Raw genomic sequence first — 16,158 nt, 5'->3', positions numbered from 1 at the left:
GATTATTGTTAAGCCGTTTAACGGAGTTCCAGGGGCAGGAATAAAGGATATTCAGGAGAAAATGTGCGCTATATCCGACAGTTATGCTGTGTAAGCTTACTCTGCTTTAGTGGTTCTGCCATCGCCGCGAATGTCCGTCTACAGGTGGAAGGGTTATCGGGACAGCTGGAAAAAAACGTTCGTGCACAGCTTTCTACGATTCAAAGTGATGAAGTGACGCCAGACCGGCGCTTTCGCGCACGTGTTGATGATGCCATTCGGGAAGGTCTAAAAGCACTGGGCTATTACCAGCCAACAATTGAATTTGATCTCCAGCCACCGCCAAAGAAAGGACGGCAGGTGCTGGTTGCTAAAGTTACACCGGGTGTACCCGTGTTGATTGGCGGCACCGATGTTGTCTTGCGCGGCGGTGCGCGAACCGATAAAGACTATTTGAAGTTGCTGGATACTCGCCCGGCTATAGGTACGGTGCTAAACCAGGGCGATTATGAAAATTTCAAAAAGTCCTTAACCAGCATTGCGTTGCGTAAAGGTTATTTCGATAGCGAATTTACCAAAGCGCAGCTGGGCATTGCGCTCGGCCTGCATAAAGCCTTCTGGGATATTGATTACAACAGTGGCGAACGTTACCGCTTTGGGCATGTCACTTTTGAAGGTTCGCAAATTCGCGACGAGTACCTGCAAAACCTGGTACCGTTCAAAGAAGGCGATGAATACGAGTCAAAAGATCTGGCGGAACTGAACCGTCGCCTTTCCGCGACTGGCTGGTTTAATTCGGTAGTAGTGGCACCGCAATTTGATAAAGCGCGCGAAACGAAAGTATTACCGTTGACGGGCGTGGTTTCGCCGCGAACAGAAAACACCATCGAAACCGGGGTCGGTTACTCTACGGACGTGGGACCGCGCGTGAAAGCGACGTGGAAAAAGCCGTGGATGAACTCATACGGTCACAGTCTGACTACCAGTACCAGTATTTCCGCGCCGGAACAGACCCTCGACTTCAGCTATAAAATGCCGCTGCTGAAGAATCCGTTAGAACAATATTATTTGGTGCAGGGCGGTTTTAAGCGTACTGACCTGAATGACACCGAATCCGATTCCACTACCCTGGTCGCTTCCCGCTACTGGGATCTTTCCAGCGGCTGGCAGCGCGCCATTAACCTACGCTGGAGTCTCGACCACTTTACTCAGGGTGAAATTACTAACACCACAATGCTGTTTTATCCAGGAGTGATGATTAGCCGGACGCGATCACGCGGCGGCCTGATGCCGACCTGGGGCGACTCGCAACGCTACTCTATCGACTATTCCAACACAGCCTGGGGATCGGATGTCGATTTCTCCGTTTTCCAGGCACAGAACGTCTGGATCCGCACACTGTACGATCGCCATCGCTTTGTTACGCGCGGCACGTTGGGCTGGATTGAAACTGGTGACTTCGACAAAGTACCGCCGGATCTGCGTTTCTTCGCCGGGGGCGACCGCAGCATTCGCGGCTATAAATACAAATCTATTGCGCCGAAATATGACAATGGTGACCTGAAAGGGGCATCAAAGCTAATTACCGGATCACTGGAGTACCAGTACAACGTGACCGGAAAATGGTGGGGCGCGGTGTTTGTCGATAGCGGTGAAGCGGTGAGTGATATCCGCCGCAGCGACTTCAAAACCGGCACCGGGGTCGGCGTGCGCTGGGAATCGCCGGTCGGGCCGATCAAGCTCGATTTTGCCGTACCGGTCGCGGATAAAGACGAGCACGGGTTACAGTTTTACATCGGTCTGGGGCCAGAATTATGAGTTTATGGAAAAAAATCAGCCTCGGCGCGGTTATCGTCATCTTATTACTGCTGGGCTCGGTGGCATTTCTGGTCGGCACCACCAGCGGCCTGCATCTGGTATTTAAAGCGGCGGACCGCTGGGTGCCTGGGCTGGACATTGGCAAGGTCACTGGCGGCTGGCGCGACCTTACCTTGTCTGACGTTCGTTATGAGCAGCCTGGCGTGGCGGTAAAAGCGGGCAATCTGCATCTGGCCGTTGGGCTGGATTGTCTGTGGAACAGCAGCGTTTGTGTTAACGATCTGGCGCTGAAAGATATTCAGGTCAACATCGACAGCAAAAAAATGCCTCCTTCTGAGCAGGTTGAAGAAGAGGAGGATAGCGGGCCGCTGGATCTCTCCACGCCGTATCCCATCACTCTGACGCGTGTGGCGCTGGATAACGTCAACATCAAAATTGATGACACCACGGTGTCGGTGATGGACTTCACCTCCGGCCTGAACTGGCAGGAGAAAACCCTGACCCTGAAACCGACGTCGCTGAAAGGCTTGCTGATTGCCTTGCCGAAAGTGGCGGACGTGGCGCAGGAAGAAGTGGTCGAACCGAAGATTGAAAATCCGCAGCCGGAGGAAAAGCCGCTCGGCGAAACGCTGAAAGATCTCTTTTCTCGCCCGGTATTGCCGGAAATGACCGACGTGCATTTGCCGCTCAACCTGAACATTGAAGAGTTTAAAGGCGAGCAACTGCGCGTGACAGGCGACACGGATATCACCGTGAGCACCATGCTGCTGAAAGTGAGCAGCATCGACGGCAATACCAAACTGGATGCGCTGGATATTGACTCTAACCAGGGGATTGTCAATGCCAGCGGTACGGCACAACTGTCTAACAACTGGCCGGTGGATATCACCCTCAACAGCACTTTGAATGTGGAGCCGTTGAAAGGTGAAAAGGTGAAGCTGAAAGTGGGCGGCGCGCTGCGCGAACAGCTGGAGATAGGCGTTAACCTTTCCGGCCCGGTGGATATGGATTTACGCGCCCAGACGCGGCTGGCGGAAGCTGGATTGCCGCTCAACGTGGAAGTGAACAGCAAACAACTTTACTGGCCGTTCACTGGTGAGAAGCAATATCAGGCGGATGACCTGAAACTGAAACTCACCGGCAAAATGACCGATTACACGCTGTCTATGCGTACGGCGGTGAAAGGGCAGGAGATCCCGCCAGCGACCATTACCCTTGATGCGAAAGGGAATGAACAGCAGGTCAATCTCGATAAACTCACCGTTGCGGCGCTGGAAGGAAAAACCGAGCTGAAGGCGCTGCTCGACTGGCAGCAGGCCATTAGTTGGCGCGGCGAATTGACGTTCAACGGCATTAATACGGTGAAAGAGTTCCCGGATTGGCCATCGAAACTCAATGGTTTGATCAAAACGCGCGGTAGCCTGTACGGCGGCACCTGGCAGATGGACGTGCCGGAGTTGAAGCTGACCGGCAACGTCAAACAGAACAAAGTGAACGTTGAGGGAACGCTGAAAGGCAACAGTTATATGCAGTGGATGATCCCAGGTCTGCATCTGGAACTGGGGCCAAACAGTGCCGAAGTGAAAGGCGAGCTTGGGGTGAAAGATCTCAATCTTGACGCCACGATCAACGCGCCTGGTCTGGATAACGCGCTGCCAGGACTTGGCGGTACAGCGAAAGGGCTGGTGAAAGTTCGCGGTACGGTGGAAGCGCCGCAGTTGCTGGCGGATATCACCGCGCGCGGCTTGCGCTGGCAGGAACTTTCTGTGTCGCAGGTTCGCGTGGAAGGCGACATCAAATCCACCGATCAGATTGCGGGTAAACTCGACGTGCGCGTTGAGCAAATCTCGCAACCGGATGTGAATATCAACCTTGTCACTCTGAATGCGAAAGGCAGCGAAAAGCAGCACGAGTTACAGTTGCGGATTCAGGGCGAGCCGGTTTCCGGTCAACTGAACCTGGCGGGTAGCTTTGATCGCAAAGAAGAACGCTGGAAGGGAACACTTAGCAATACCCGCTTCCAGACGCCGGTCGGCCCGTGGTCGCTGACGCGTGATATCGCGCTGGACTACCGCAATCAGGAGCAAAAAATCAGCATTGGGCCACACTGCTGGCTTAACCCGAATGCGGAACTGTGCGTGCCGCAAACCATTGATGCCGGGGCTGAAGGGCGTGCGGTGGTGAATCTCAACCGCTTCGACCTGGCCATGCTGAAACCGTTTATGCCGGAAACTACTCAGGCCAGCGGTATCTTCACGGGTAAAGCGGACGTTGCCTGGGACACCACCAAAGAGGGGCTGCCACAGGGCAGTATCACTCTTTCGGGGCGTAACGTGCAGGTGACGCAAACCGTCAACGATGCGGCGCTACCGGTGGCGTTTCAGACGCTGAACCTATCGGCAGAGCTGCGGAATAATCGCGCTGAGCTGGGCTGGACCATTCGTCTGACCAATAACGGCCAATTTGATGGTCAGGTGCAGGTGACCGATCCGCAAGGCCGCCGGAATCTTGGCGGCAACGTCAACATCCGCAATTTTAACCTCGCAATGGTGAACCCCATCTTTACGCGTGGTGAAAAAGCCGCGGGGATGGTGAGCGCTAACCTACGTCTGGGCGGTGATGTGCAAAGCCCGCAGCTGTTTGGTCAGCTACAGGTCACGGGCGTGGATATCGACGGCAACTTTATGCCATTTGATATGCAGCCGAGTCAGCTTGCGGTCAATTTTAACGGTATGCGCTCGACGCTTGCGGGGACCGTGAGGACTCAGCAGGGTGACATCTACCTGAACGGTGATGCTGACTGGAGCCAGATTGAAAACTGGCGGGCGCGGGTAACGGCGAAAGGCAGTAAGGTCCGGATCACCGTACCACCGATGGTGCGAATGGATGTGTCGCCTGACATCGTATTCGAAGCGACACCAAGCCTGTTTACCCTTGATGGTCGCGTGGATGTACCGTGGGCGCGCATTGTGGTGCACGATCTGCCGGAAAGTGCGGTGGGTGTCTCAAGCGATGTGGTGATGCTCAACGATAACCTGCAACCGGAGGAGACGAAAACCGCGTCAATTCCGATCAACAGCAACCTGATTGTCCACGTCGGCAATAACGTGCGCATTGATGCCTTTGGCCTGAAGGCGCGGCTGACGGGCGATCTCAACGTCGTACAGGACAAACAAGGGCTGGGCCTGAACGGGCAAATTAACATCCCTGAAGGACGCTTCCATGCATATGGCCAGGATCTGATTGTGCGCAAAGGCGAGCTGCTGTTCTCTGGTCCACCGGATCAACCGTATCTCAATATCGAAGCCATTCGTAACCCGGATGCTACAGAAGATGACGTAATCGCTGGTGTTCGTGTCACCGGGCTGGCGGATGAGCCGAAAGCGGAGATCTTCTCTGACCCGGCGATGTCACAACAGGCTGCATTGTCTTACTTGTTGCGTGGACAAGGGCTGGAGAGCGATCAGAGCGACAGCGCGGCGATGACTTCGATGCTGATTGGTCTGGGGGTTGCGCAAAGTGGTCAGATTGTGGGTAAAATCGGCGAGACATTTGGTGTAAGTAATTTAGCGCTCGACACCGAGGGGGTTGGTGATTCTTCCCAGGTGGTGGTCAGCGGCTATGTATTACCAGGCTTACAAGTGAAATACGGCGTGGGGATATTTGACTCTATAGCAACACTCACGTTACGTTATCGCCTGATGCCGAAGCTATATCTGGAAGCCGTGTCTGGTGTAGATCAGGCACTGGATTTGCTCTATCAGTTCGAGTTTTAGCTATGCGAATATTTGTCTACGGCAGTTTACGTCACAAACAAGGCAACAGCCACTGGATGACAAATGCCCAGTTGCTGGGCGATTTCAGTATCGATAACTACCAGTTGTATAGCCTGGGCCACTATCCAGGCGCAGTTCCGGGAAACGGAACGGTACATGGTGAAGTTTATCGTATTGACAACGCCACGCTGGCCGAACTTGATGCCTTGCGCACCAGGGGCGGTGAATACGCGCGCCAGTTGATTCAGACGCCGTACGGGAGTGCATGGATGTACGTTTATCAACGACCCGTCGATGGATTAACGCTGATTGAAAGCGGCGACTGGTTAGACAGGGATCAGTCATAATATAAACACGCCACCTTCGGGTGGCGTTGTTTTTTGCGATGCCCCTCGCAATCAGTTTTGTAACTTTCCCACCAGTTTCTTTTCTCTCCGAGTCGCTTTCCAGATCTGTTAACGCATAAAAATCTCTGCTGGTGTTCACAAATGCGCAGGGGTAAAACGTTTCCTGTAGCACCGTGAGTTATACTTTGTATAACTTAAGGAGGTGCAGATGCGTATTACCATAAAAAAATGGGGGAACAGTGCAGGTATGATCATTCCCAATATCGTAATGAAAGAACTTAACTTACAGCCGGGGCAGAGCGTGGAGGCGCAGGTGAGCAACAACCAACTGATTTTGACCCCCGTCTCGAAGCGCTACTCGCTTGAAGAACTGCTGGCGCAATGCGACATGAACGCACCGGAGCTTAGCGAGCAGGATGTCTGGGGTAAATCCACCCCTACGGGTGACGAAATATGGTAAAGCGAAGCGAATTTGAACGGGGAGACATTGTGCTGGTCGGCTTTGATCCAGCAAGCGGCCATGAACAGCAAGGTGCTGGCCGACCTGCGCTTGTACTCTCCGTTCAAGCCTTTAATCAACTGGGGATGACGTTGGTGGCACCCATTACTCAGGGCGGAAATTTTGCCCGTTATGCCGGATTTAGCGTTCCGTTACATTGCGAAGAAGGCGATGTGTATGGCGCGGTATTGGTGAATCAGGTGCGAATGATGGATTTACGCGCCCGCCAGGCAAAGCGTATTGGTCTGGCTGCGGACGAGGTGGTGGAAGAAGCGTTATTACGTTTGCAGGCGGTGGTGGAATAAAGGTTTATTTATTGCGGGCATAAAAAAACCCTTACTAACCGAAGCCCGGCGTTCAGGGTTATTGCGCTATAAGAACTTATTTATTCTTTGCGCGCTCGAAGGAGGCAACGATTTCAGCTTTAGCGGCTTCTGCGTTTTCCCAACCTTCAACTTTCACCCACTTGCCTTTTTCGAGGTCTTTGTAGTGCTCGAAGAAGTGAGCGATCTGAGCTTTCAGCAGCTCCGGCAGATCGTTAACGTCTTTGATGTGATCGTATTCTTTGCTCAGTTTGGTGTGCGGAACAGCAACCAGTTTCGCATCTTCACCAGCTTCGTCGGTCATTTTCAGAACGCCAACCGGACGGCAACGGATCACAGAACCCGGCTGCAGCGGGTACGGAGTCGGGACCAGAACGTCAACCGGGTCACCGTCCAGAGACAGAGTGTGGTTGATATAGCCGTAGTTGCACGGATAGAACATCGCGGTGGACATGAAGCGGTCAACGAACAGTGCGCCGCTCTCTTTGTCGATTTCGTATTTGATCGGATCAGCGTTAGCCGGGATTTCGATAACAACGTAGATGTCTTCCGGCAGATCTTTACCCGCAGGGACGTTGAGTAAGCTCATGTCTGTTTCCTTTAAAATATGTGGCAAACAAGTGCCGAGTATTATAGCCAACTCGCGCCGAATGTCTTCGCTTGTTTTCGTCCTCATTTTCCTTTTTCGCCAGTTTTAAGACGGTTCGCAGAGCTGGAAAATCCATAACCGTAGCCGCATTTTTCATAATGATATGAAAGCGATTACAAACTTGTGATTAACGATGTATTTACTTTTTTGAAGTGTGATGTAACGCAATCTGTTACAGAACCAATTGTCTATAGTTTTTTCGCGAACATCTTTTCACCAATAATAATCACCCCGACGAGGACAACCCTATGTGGAAACGCTTACTTGTAGTCTCTGCAGTCTCGGCAGCCATGTCGTCTATGGCGTTGGCCGCTCCTTTAACCGTAGGATTTTCGCAGGTCGGATCCGAATCCGGCTGGCGCGCAGCAGAAACTAATGTGGCGAAAAGTGAGGCCGAAAAACGCGGTATCACACTGAAAATTGCCGATGGTCAGCAAAAGCAGGAAAACCAGATTAAAGCAGTGCGTTCCTTTGTCGCGCAGGGGGTAGATGCCATCTTTATCGCCCCGGTGGTTGCAACGGGTTGGGAACCTGTTTTGAAAGAAGCAAAGGAAGCCGAAATTCCGGTCTTTTTGCTTGACCGTTCCATCGACGTGAAAGACAAATCTCTCTATATGACCACCGTCACCGCCGACAACATCCTCGAAGGCAAGTTGATCGGTGACTGGCTGGTCAAAGAGGTCAATGGCAAACCGTGTAACGTGGTTGAGTTACAGGGCACCGTTGGGGCCAGCGTCGCCATTGACCGTAAGAAAGGCTTTGCCGAAGCCATTAAGAATGCGCCAAATATTAAAATAATCCGCTCGCAGTCCGGTGACTTCACCCGCAGTAAAGGCAAAGAAGTCATGGAGAGCTTTATCAAAGCGGAAAACAACGGCAAAAACATCTGCATGGTTTACGCCCATAACGACGACATGGTGATTGGCGCAATTCAGGCAATTAAAGAAGCGGGCCTGAAACCGGGCAAAGATATCCTGACAGGCTCTATCGACGGCGTGCCGGACATCTACAAAGCGATGATTGATGGCGAAGCGAACGCCAGCGTTGAACTGACGCCAAACATGGCGGGACCCGCCTTTGACGCGCTGGAGAAATATAAAAAAGACGGCACCATGCCTGAAAAGCTGACGCTGACCAAGTCCACCCTTTACCTGCCTGATACCGCAAAAGAAGAGTTAGAGAAGAAGAAAAACATGGGGTATTGAGACGTATCAGGCATCAATGCCTGATACCGACTCGTAGGCCGGATAAGGCGTTTACGCCGCATCCGGCAGTTGTGCACTGGTGGCTGATGCGACGCTGGCGCGTCTTATCATGCCTGGCTGGAGCACGCTTTACTTCGGGGGAAACCATGACGACCGACCAACACCAGGAAATCCTCCGCACCGAAGGATTAAGCAAATTTTTCCCTGGCGTCAAAGCGTTAGATAACGTTGATTTCAGCCTGCGCCGTGGTGAAATCATGGCGCTACTCGGTGAAAACGGAGCTGGTAAATCAACGTTAATCAAAGCACTTACCGGCGTTTACCATGCCGATCGCGGCACCATCTGGCTGGAAGGTCAGGTTATTTCACCGAAAAACACCGCCCACGCACAGCAGCTCGGCATCGGCACCGTCTATCAGGAAGTTAACCTGCTACCCAATATGTCGGTCGCTGATAATCTATTCATCGGCCGCGAACCTAAGCGTTTCGGCCTGCTACGCCGTAAAGAGATGGAAAAGCGCGCCACCGAACTGATGGCATCTTACGGTTTCTCCCTCGACGTGCGCGAACCGCTCAACCGCTTTTCAGTCGCGATGCAGCAAATCGTCGCCATTTGTCGGGCCATCGATCTCTCCGCCAAAGTGCTAATCCTCGATGAACCCACCGCCAGTCTCGACACTCAGGAAGTAGAGTTGCTGTTTGGCCTGATGCGCCAGCTGCGCGATCGCGGCGTCAGCCTGATCTTCGTTACTCACTTTCTCGATCAGGTCTATCAGGTCAGCGATCGGATCACCGTCTTACGCAACGGCAGCTTTGTTGGCTGTCGGGAAACCCGCGAGCTGCCACAAATCGAACTGGTGAAAATGATGCTGGGGCGTGAGCTGGATACTCATGCGCTACAGCGTGCCGGAAGAACATTGCTTAGTGACAATCCTGTTGCAGCGTTTAAAGATTACGGCAAGAAAGGAACGATCGCGCCGTTTGATCTGGAAGTACGCCCCGGCGAGATCGTCGGGCTGGCAGGTCTGCTGGGATCAGGGCGGACAGAAACCGCCGAAGTGATCTTCGGTATCAAACCAGCCGATAGCGGCACGGCGCTGATCAAAGGCAAACCGCAACCCCTGCGATCGCCACATCAGGCTTCGGTACTGGGCATCGGTTTTTGCCCGGAAGACAGGAAAACCGATGGCATCATCGCCGCCGCCTCGGTGCGGGAAAATATCATCCTCGCTCTCCAGGCCCAGCGCGGCTGGCTACGGCCGATTTCCCGTAAAGAACAGCAAGAGATTGCCGAACGCTTTATCCGTCAGCTGGGCATTCGTACTCCTTCCAGCGAACAACCGATTGAATTTCTCTCCGGCGGCAATCAGCAAAAAGTGTTGCTCTCACGCTGGCTGCTGACTCGTCCGCAATTTCTGATCCTCGATGAGCCAACGCGTGGCATTGATGTTGGCGCCCATGCCGAGATCATTCGCCTGATAGAAACGCTGTGCGCTGACGGTCTGGCGCTGCTGGTGATCTCCTCCGAACTGGAAGAACTGGTGGGCTATGCCGATCGGGTGATTATCATGCGCGATCGCAAACAGGTGGCGGAGATCCCGCTGGCAGAGCTTTCCGTTCCGGCGATCATGAACGCCATTGCGGCGTAAGGAGATCAGTGTGATGCCTCAATCTCTCCCGGACACTACGCCGCCGAAAAAGCGCTTTCGCTGGCCGACGGGGATGCCGCAGTTGGTGGCGCTATTGTTGGTGCTGGTGGTCGATAGCCTGGTGGCCCCGCATTTCTGGCAGGTGGTGCTTCAGGATGGGCGTTTGTTCGGTAGCCCTATCGACATTCTTAATCGCGCCGCCCCGGTTGCGTTACTGGCGATTGGCATGACGCTGGTGATCGCTACGGGTGGGATTGATCTCTCCGTAGGGGCGGTGATGGCCATCGCCGGAGCCACAACGGCTGCGATGACGGTCGCGGGGTTCAGCCTGCCAATTGTTTTGTTAAGCGCCCTGGGTACCGGCATTCTGGCTGGATTGTGGAACGGCATACTGGTGGCGATCCTCAAAATTCAGCCGTTTGTTGCCACCCTGATCCTGATGGTTGCCGGGCGCGGTGTGGCTCAATTGATCACCTCCGGGCAGATCGTCACGTTCAACTCGCCGGATCTCTCATGGTTCGGCAGCGGATCGCTATTGTTCCTGCCTACGCCGGTCATTATCGCTGTGTTGACGCTTCTCCTGTTCTGGCTGTTGACCCGCAAAACGGCACTGGGGATGTTTATTGAAGCCGTTGGCATCAACATTCGTGCGGCAAAAAATGCCGGAGTCAACACACGAATCATCGTCATGCTCACCTACGTATTGAGCGGGCTGTGTGCGGCGATTGCGGGCATTATCGTGGCGGCGGATATTCGCGGTGCCGACGCCAATAACGCCGGGTTATGGCTGGAGCTGGATGCCATTCTTGCGGTGGTCATCGGTGGCGGATCGCTGATGGGCGGGCGCTTTAACCTGCTGCTCTCAGTGGTGGGGGCGCTGATTATTCAGGGAATGAACACCGGAATTTTACTTTCGGGCTTCCCGCCAGAGATGAACCAGGTGGTGAAAGCGGTGGTGGTGCTTTGCGTGCTGATTGTCCAGTCGCAACGCTTTATCAGTCTGATTAAAGGAGTGCGTAGCCGTGATAAAACGTAACTTGCCACTGATGATCACCATCGGCGTCTTTGTGCTGGGCTATCTCTACTGCCTGACGCAGTTTCCCGGCTTTGCTTCCACGCGCGTGATCTGCAATATCCTGACCGATAATGCCTTTCTTGGCATCATCGCCGTCGGCATGACCTTTGTGATCCTCTCCGGCGGGATCGATCTCTCCGTCGGTTCGGTGATCGCCTTTACTGGCGTGTTTCTGGCAAAAGTGATTGGCGATTTCGGCCTCTCGCCGCTGCTGGCGTTTCCACTGGTGCTGGTGATGGGCTGTGCCTTCGGCGCATTTATGGGGCTTCTGATCGACGCTCTGAAGATCCCGGCGTTCATCATTACCCTGGCGGGAATGTTCTTTTTGCGCGGCGTCAGCTATCTCGTTTCGGAAGAGTCGATCCCGATAAACCATCCAATTTATGACACGCTTTCAAGCCTGGCGTGGAAAATCCCCGGCGGTGGTCGCTTAAGCGCGATGGGGCTGCTGATGCTGGCGGTGGTGGTTATCGGCATATTCCTCGCGCATCGTACGCGTTTTGGTAATCAGGTATACGCCATTGGCGGCAACGCAACGTCGGCAAACCTGATGGGAATTTCCACTCGCAGCACTACTATTCGCATTTATATGCTCTCTACCGGATTGGCGACACTGGCAGGAATTGTCTTCTCGATTTATACCCAGGCCGGATACGCCCTGGCGGGTGTAGGTGTGGAACTGGACGCTATCGCGTCGGTGGTGATTGGCGGTACACTTTTGAGCGGTGGCGTTGGAACGGTATTAGGGACGCTTTTTGGTGTGGCGATTCAGGGACTGATCCAGACTTACATAAACTTTGACGGCACGCTGAGCTCATGGTGGACGAAAATCGCCATCGGCATTTTGTTATTCATTTTTATTGCCTTACAGCGTGGGTTAACGGTGTTGTGGGAGAATCGTCAGAGTTCGCCAGTAATAAGAGTGAGTCCGGAAATTAGACTAAAAGAATAAATTTAACTGATATATAAGGATATTTTTATGTGGGCAAAGGAAGGCGAGGATTTAAGTACAACATGCAAAAACTGTGGTGTGGCTGTTTTACCACCGGACGATTATTGTAAAAGTTGTGCGGATAAAAAACTTACGGGAATTGGCGGTTGGTTGTATTTACCTGCTATTTCTTTAGTGCTGGTGATTATTTCGAGCATCTATTCTTTTATACAAACATGGGGGCTTGTTCAGGGCAATCAGGAAGAACCGCTCAGAACTCTGCTGTATCTGGAAGTGGTTGGATTTGCCATGGTATTTCTGTTGGTAAGTTATACTACTTTTTTGTTTTTTAAAAAGAAACGCCAGCTTCCGCACTACTATATTGCCCTTCTTCTGTCTCTCTTCGTATTTAATGTTGCTGATATTTGGGGAGCAGTACAGTTTCTTCATGCCACAATTGAGCCTTTAGACGCATGGGGTGTGCTGAAAAATATCATTCATATGGCGATCTGGATTCCCTATTTCCGTGTCTCTAAACGAGTCAAATTAACTTTTGTTAATTAAAACGCAAAAACGCCGGAACCATCCGGCGTTTTTAGACCATTACGCGTCCGGGAACTCACGGATAAAGCGTTCGACATCTTCAACCATATGGTCGTTGCCGACGAAGAACGAACGACGCTGGTGCAGGGTTTCCGGGATGATATCCAGAATACGCTCTTTGCCATCGCTCGCTTTACCGCCCGCTTGTTCCGCCAGGAATGCCATCGGGTTGCACTCATACAGCAAACGCAGTTTACCGTCCGGGTGGCTGGCAGTGCTTGGGTAGAGATAAATACCGCCTTTCAGCAGATTACGGTGGAAATCCGCGACCAGCGAGCCGATATAACGTGAGGTATACGGACGGTTGGTAGATTTATCTTCTTCCTGGCAGAATTTAATGTACTTCTTCACCCCGTTCGGAAACTTAATGTAGTTCCCTTCGTTGATAGAGTAGGTTTTTCCTTTCTCCGGGAAGCGCATCCGTTCCTGGCACAGGCAGAAAACGCCGAGCGAAGGATCGTAAGTAAAGGCGTGAACACCGCATCCGGTGGTGTAAACCAGCATGGTAGAGGAGCCGTATACCACGTAACCTGCAGCAACCTGTTTGTTACCAGGCTGGAGGAAATCTTCTTCAGTTACCGGCGTGCCGACCGGTGTAACGCGACGGTAAATGGAGAAAATGGTACCGACAGAGACGTTAACATCGATGTTGGACGAGCCATCCAGCGGATCCATCAGCACAACGTATTTTGCGTGTTCACAACCTTCAAAGACGACAATCTCATCTTCTTCTTCGGATGCAATGCCCGCAACAATATCGCGTGCTTTCAGTGCGGCTTTCAGTTTTTCATTAGCGAACAAGTCGAGTTTTTGTTGAACCTCGCCCTGCACGTTCTCAGCACCGCTGGCACCCAGGATATCAACCAGTCCAGCTTTGTTGATATCGCGATGAATAATCTTGGCGCCCAGTTTTATTGCCGATAGCAAAGCAGTGAGCTCACCGGTAGCATGAGAAAACTCGTGCTGCTTTTCGACAATAAATTCACCTAACGTTTTCATAAAACTTTCCCTGCAATGTTTATGGAGTAAAGCGACCGCAATAATCTTAACAAATAATCTCAATGTTGCGCTCAGGTGAATCGCGCCAGCAAATTACGGATTATCCTGAAATGCGTTTCTCTGTTGCCCGACATATGCGTAAAATGAACGGTAGATTAAAAAAGGATAGTGACGTATGCGCATTCATATATTAGGAATTTGTGGCACGTTTATGGGCGGTCTGGCGATTCTGGCGCGTCAGTTGGGCCATGAAGTAACGGGGTCGGACGCCAATGTGTATCCGCCGATGAGCACCTTACTTGAGAAGCAAGGCATTGAACTGATTCAGGGTTATGATGCCAACCAGCTCGATCCTCAGCCAGATCTGGTGATTATTGGCAACGCCATGACCCGTGGAAATCCGTGTGTGGAAGCGGTACTGGAAAAAAACATTCCATATATGTCAGGTCCGCAGTGGTTGCACGATTTTGTGCTGCGCGACCGCTGGGTGCTGGCCGTTGCTGGTACACACGGTAAAACCACCACGGCGGGAATGGCGACCTGGATTCTGGAACAGTGCGGCTATAAACCAGGTTTTGTGATCGGTGGAGTACCGGGGAACTTTGACGTTTCTGCGCGCCTGGGCGAAAGCGACTTCTTTGTTATCGAAGCAGACGAGTATGACTGCGCCTTCTTCGACAAACGTTCTAAGTTTGTTCATTACTGCCCGCGAACGCTGATCCTCAACAACCTTGAGTTCGACCACGCCGATATCTTCGACGACCTGAAAGCGATTCAGAAACAATTCCACCATCTGGTGCGTATTGTTCCTGGTCAGGGGCGTATTATCTGGCCGGAAAACGACATCAACCTGAAACAAACCCTGGCGATGGGTTGCTGGAGTGAGCAGGAGCTGGTGGGCGAGCAAGGTCACTGGCAGGCGAAAAAGCTGACCACTGACGCTTCCGAATGGGAAGTCTTGCTGGATGGCGAAAAAGTGGGCGAAGTGAAATGGTCGCTGGTGGGCGAACATAATATGCACAATGGTTTGATGGCGATTGCTGCGGCCCGTCATGTTGGCATCGCACCGGCTGATGCTGCTAACGCGCTGGGATTGTTTATCAATGCCCGTCGCCGCCTGGAACTGCGTGGCGAAGCTAACGGCGTGACGGTGTATGACGATTTTGCCCATCACCCAACGGCAATTCTGGCAACGCTGGCGGCGCTGCGCGGCAAAGTTGGCGGTACGGCGCGTATTATTGCCGTGCTTGAGCCGCGTTCCAACACCATGAAGATGGGAGTCTGCAAAGATGATTTGGCACCGTCACTAGGTCGTGCCGATGAAGTCTTCCTGCTGCAACCGTCACATATTCCGTGGCAGGTAGCAGAAGTGGCAGAAGCATGTATTCAGCCTGCGCACTGGAGTGGAGATGTTGATGCACTGGCAGAAATGGTGGTGAAAACCGCTCAGCCTGGCGACCATATTCTGGTGATGAGCAACGGCGGTTTTGGTGGGATCCATCAGAAACTGCTGGATGGTCTGGCGAAGAAAGCGGAAGTTGCGCAGCAATCCTGAGACGTTTTATCAGGCCTACTTTTGTAGGCCTGATAAGGCGTTCACGCCGCATCCGGCATTTGAGCATAGCGCCTGATGCGACGCTTGACGCGTCTTATCAGGCCTACAGATCTGGCGGTGCTCTGCATCCGGCAAACCATACTCACATCAACAACGAAAATTACCCTTCGTTCTCTGCCAGCTCGCGCAGATACTGGAAAATCTGGCGTGCGGATTTCGGCGGCTTATTCCCTTCTTTCTCTTTCTTCGCGTTGCGGATCAGAGTTCGCAGCTGCTGACGATCGGCATCTGGCCACAGATTCAATACTTCAGCGATAGCATCATCCCCTTGATCGATCAGACGATCGCGCAGGTTTTCCAGTTTATGGAACAACACCACCTGCTGGTTGTGGCGGTTTTTCAGCTTATCCAGCGCCTGACGGATAGGCTCTACATCGCGTTGGCGCAGCATTTTACCAATGAGCTGCAACTGGCGGCGGCGACCTTCCATCTTAATACGCTGGGCTAACTCAATAGCCGCACGCAGATCCGCATCTAACGGGATCTTATCCAGCGCGTTTTTCCCCAGATCAACAATTTCTGCGCCCAGGCGTTTTAGCTCCTCGGCGTCACGTTTAATTTCACTTTTACTGACCCAGATAATTTCATCGTCTTCGTCTTCGATGTCATCACCGGGAACGTCGTCGAGCCAGTCTTCGGGCTGCTTAGTCATGTCAGGCTCCTTAAAAAAAAGAGGCTAATGTTACCAGT

The 16,158-nt window shown here is 52.6% G+C and carries 14 protein-coding genes; 11 read left to right on the top strand and 3 right to left on the bottom strand.

What is annotated here, in order from left to right; genetic code table 11:
• The first annotated feature begins 63 nt into the window (after positions 1–63).
• From tamA to chpB, 5 genes are all read left to right on the top strand, one after another.
• A complete protein-coding gene (gene tamA / locus D9597_RS04755; protein WP_130221754.1) occupies positions 64–1,797 on the top strand; it encodes an autotransporter assembly complex protein TamA in 1,734 nt (577 codons plus the stop codon).
• Positions 1,794–5,573: an autotransporter assembly complex protein TamB gene (gene tamB / locus D9597_RS04750; protein WP_130221753.1), complete on the top strand. Its 3,780-nt coding sequence runs from the start codon at positions 1,794–1,796 to the stop codon at positions 5,571–5,573. Before tamA ends, tamB begins: the two co-directional genes overlap by 4 nt.
• Before the next feature lie 2 nt (positions 5,574–5,575).
• Positions 5,576–5,920 carry a gamma-glutamylcyclotransferase gene (locus D9597_RS04745; protein WP_130206055.1) on the top strand — a complete coding sequence of 115 codons (345 nt, stop codon included), beginning with the start codon at positions 5,576–5,578 and terminating at the stop codon, positions 5,918–5,920.
• A gap of 208 nt (positions 5,921–6,128) precedes the next feature.
• Positions 6,129–6,380 carry an AbrB/MazE/SpoVT family DNA-binding domain-containing protein gene (locus D9597_RS04740; protein ID WP_130221752.1) on the top strand — a complete coding sequence of 84 codons (252 nt, stop codon included), beginning with the start codon at positions 6,129–6,131 and terminating at the stop codon, positions 6,378–6,380.
• A complete protein-coding gene (chpB, locus tag D9597_RS04735) occupies positions 6,374–6,724 on the top strand; it encodes an endoribonuclease toxin ChpB (RefSeq protein ID WP_130221751.1) in 351 nt (116 codons plus the stop codon). The genes D9597_RS04740 and chpB overlap by 7 nt, the downstream gene beginning before the upstream one ends.
• Positions 6,725–6,800: 76 nt before the next feature.
• Here the strand turns inward: chpB and ppa are convergent, their stop codons facing one another.
• Complete coding sequence (gene ppa / locus D9597_RS04730; protein ID WP_064525871.1) at positions 6,801–7,331, bottom strand: inorganic diphosphatase; 531 nt, start codon at positions 7,329–7,331, stop codon at positions 6,801–6,803.
• 308 nt (positions 7,332–7,639) lie between these two features.
• On the opposite strand from ppa, the gene ytfQ reads away from it, so the two are divergent.
• The 5 genes from ytfQ to D9597_RS04705 all read left to right on the top strand — a co-directional run bounded on the left by ytfQ (position 7,640) and on the right by D9597_RS04705 (position 12,815).
• Positions 7,640–8,596, top strand: coding sequence for a galactofuranose ABC transporter substrate-binding protein YtfQ (gene ytfQ / locus D9597_RS04725; RefSeq protein WP_064525873.1), 957 nt, complete (start codon positions 7,640–7,642; stop codon positions 8,594–8,596).
• 146 nt (positions 8,597–8,742) lie between these two features.
• A complete protein-coding gene (gene ytfR, locus D9597_RS04720; RefSeq protein WP_130221750.1) occupies positions 8,743–10,245 on the top strand; it encodes a galactofuranose ABC transporter, ATP-binding protein YtfR in 1,503 nt (500 codons plus the stop codon).
• Positions 10,246–10,258: 13 nt separating this feature from the next.
• Positions 10,259–11,281, top strand: a complete 1,023-nt coding sequence (ytfT, locus tag D9597_RS04715; RefSeq protein WP_130221749.1) for a galactofuranose ABC transporter, ATP-binding protein YtfT — start codon at positions 10,259–10,261, stop codon at positions 11,279–11,281.
• On the top strand, positions 11,268–12,272 hold the full coding sequence (gene yjfF / locus D9597_RS04710; protein ID WP_130221748.1) for a galactofuranose ABC transporter, permease protein YjfF: 1,005 nt from the start codon (positions 11,268–11,270) through the stop codon (positions 12,270–12,272). Before ytfT ends, yjfF begins: the two co-directional genes overlap by 14 nt.
• A 27-nt stretch (positions 12,273–12,299) precedes the next feature.
• Entirely contained in the window at positions 12,300–12,815 is a 516-nt protein-coding gene (locus D9597_RS04705) for a DUF2569 domain-containing protein (protein ID WP_130221747.1), read from the top strand.
• Between the two features lie 39 nt (positions 12,816–12,854).
• Here the strand turns inward: D9597_RS04705 and fbp are convergent, their stop codons facing one another.
• A complete protein-coding gene (gene fbp / locus D9597_RS04700) occupies positions 12,855–13,853 on the bottom strand; it encodes a class 1 fructose-bisphosphatase (RefSeq protein WP_000853753.1) in 999 nt (332 codons plus the stop codon).
• 175 nt (positions 13,854–14,028) lie between these two features.
• Here fbp and mpl point away from each other — a divergent pair, with 175 nt between their 5' ends.
• Positions 14,029–15,408 carry a UDP-N-acetylmuramate:L-alanyl-gamma-D-glutamyl-meso-diaminopimelate ligase gene (mpl, locus tag D9597_RS04695; RefSeq protein ID WP_130221746.1) on the top strand — a complete coding sequence of 460 codons (1,380 nt, stop codon included), beginning with the start codon at positions 14,029–14,031 and terminating at the stop codon, positions 15,406–15,408.
• Between the two features lie 160 nt (positions 15,409–15,568).
• Here the strand turns inward: mpl and yjgA are convergent, their stop codons facing one another.
• Positions 15,569–16,120: a ribosome biogenesis factor YjgA gene (gene yjgA / locus D9597_RS04690; protein ID WP_000166270.1), complete on the bottom strand. Its 552-nt coding sequence runs from the start codon at positions 16,118–16,120 to the stop codon at positions 15,569–15,571.
• Positions 16,121–16,158 lie beyond the last annotated feature (38 nt).

This window comes from Escherichia sp. E13S3 (assembly GCF_004212325.1).
Taxonomy (GTDB): domain Bacteria; phylum Pseudomonadota; class Gammaproteobacteria; order Enterobacterales; family Enterobacteriaceae; genus Escherichia.
The sequence above is the reverse complement of the archived record's forward strand: the minus strand, read 5'-3'. Positions and strand labels throughout refer to the sequence as shown.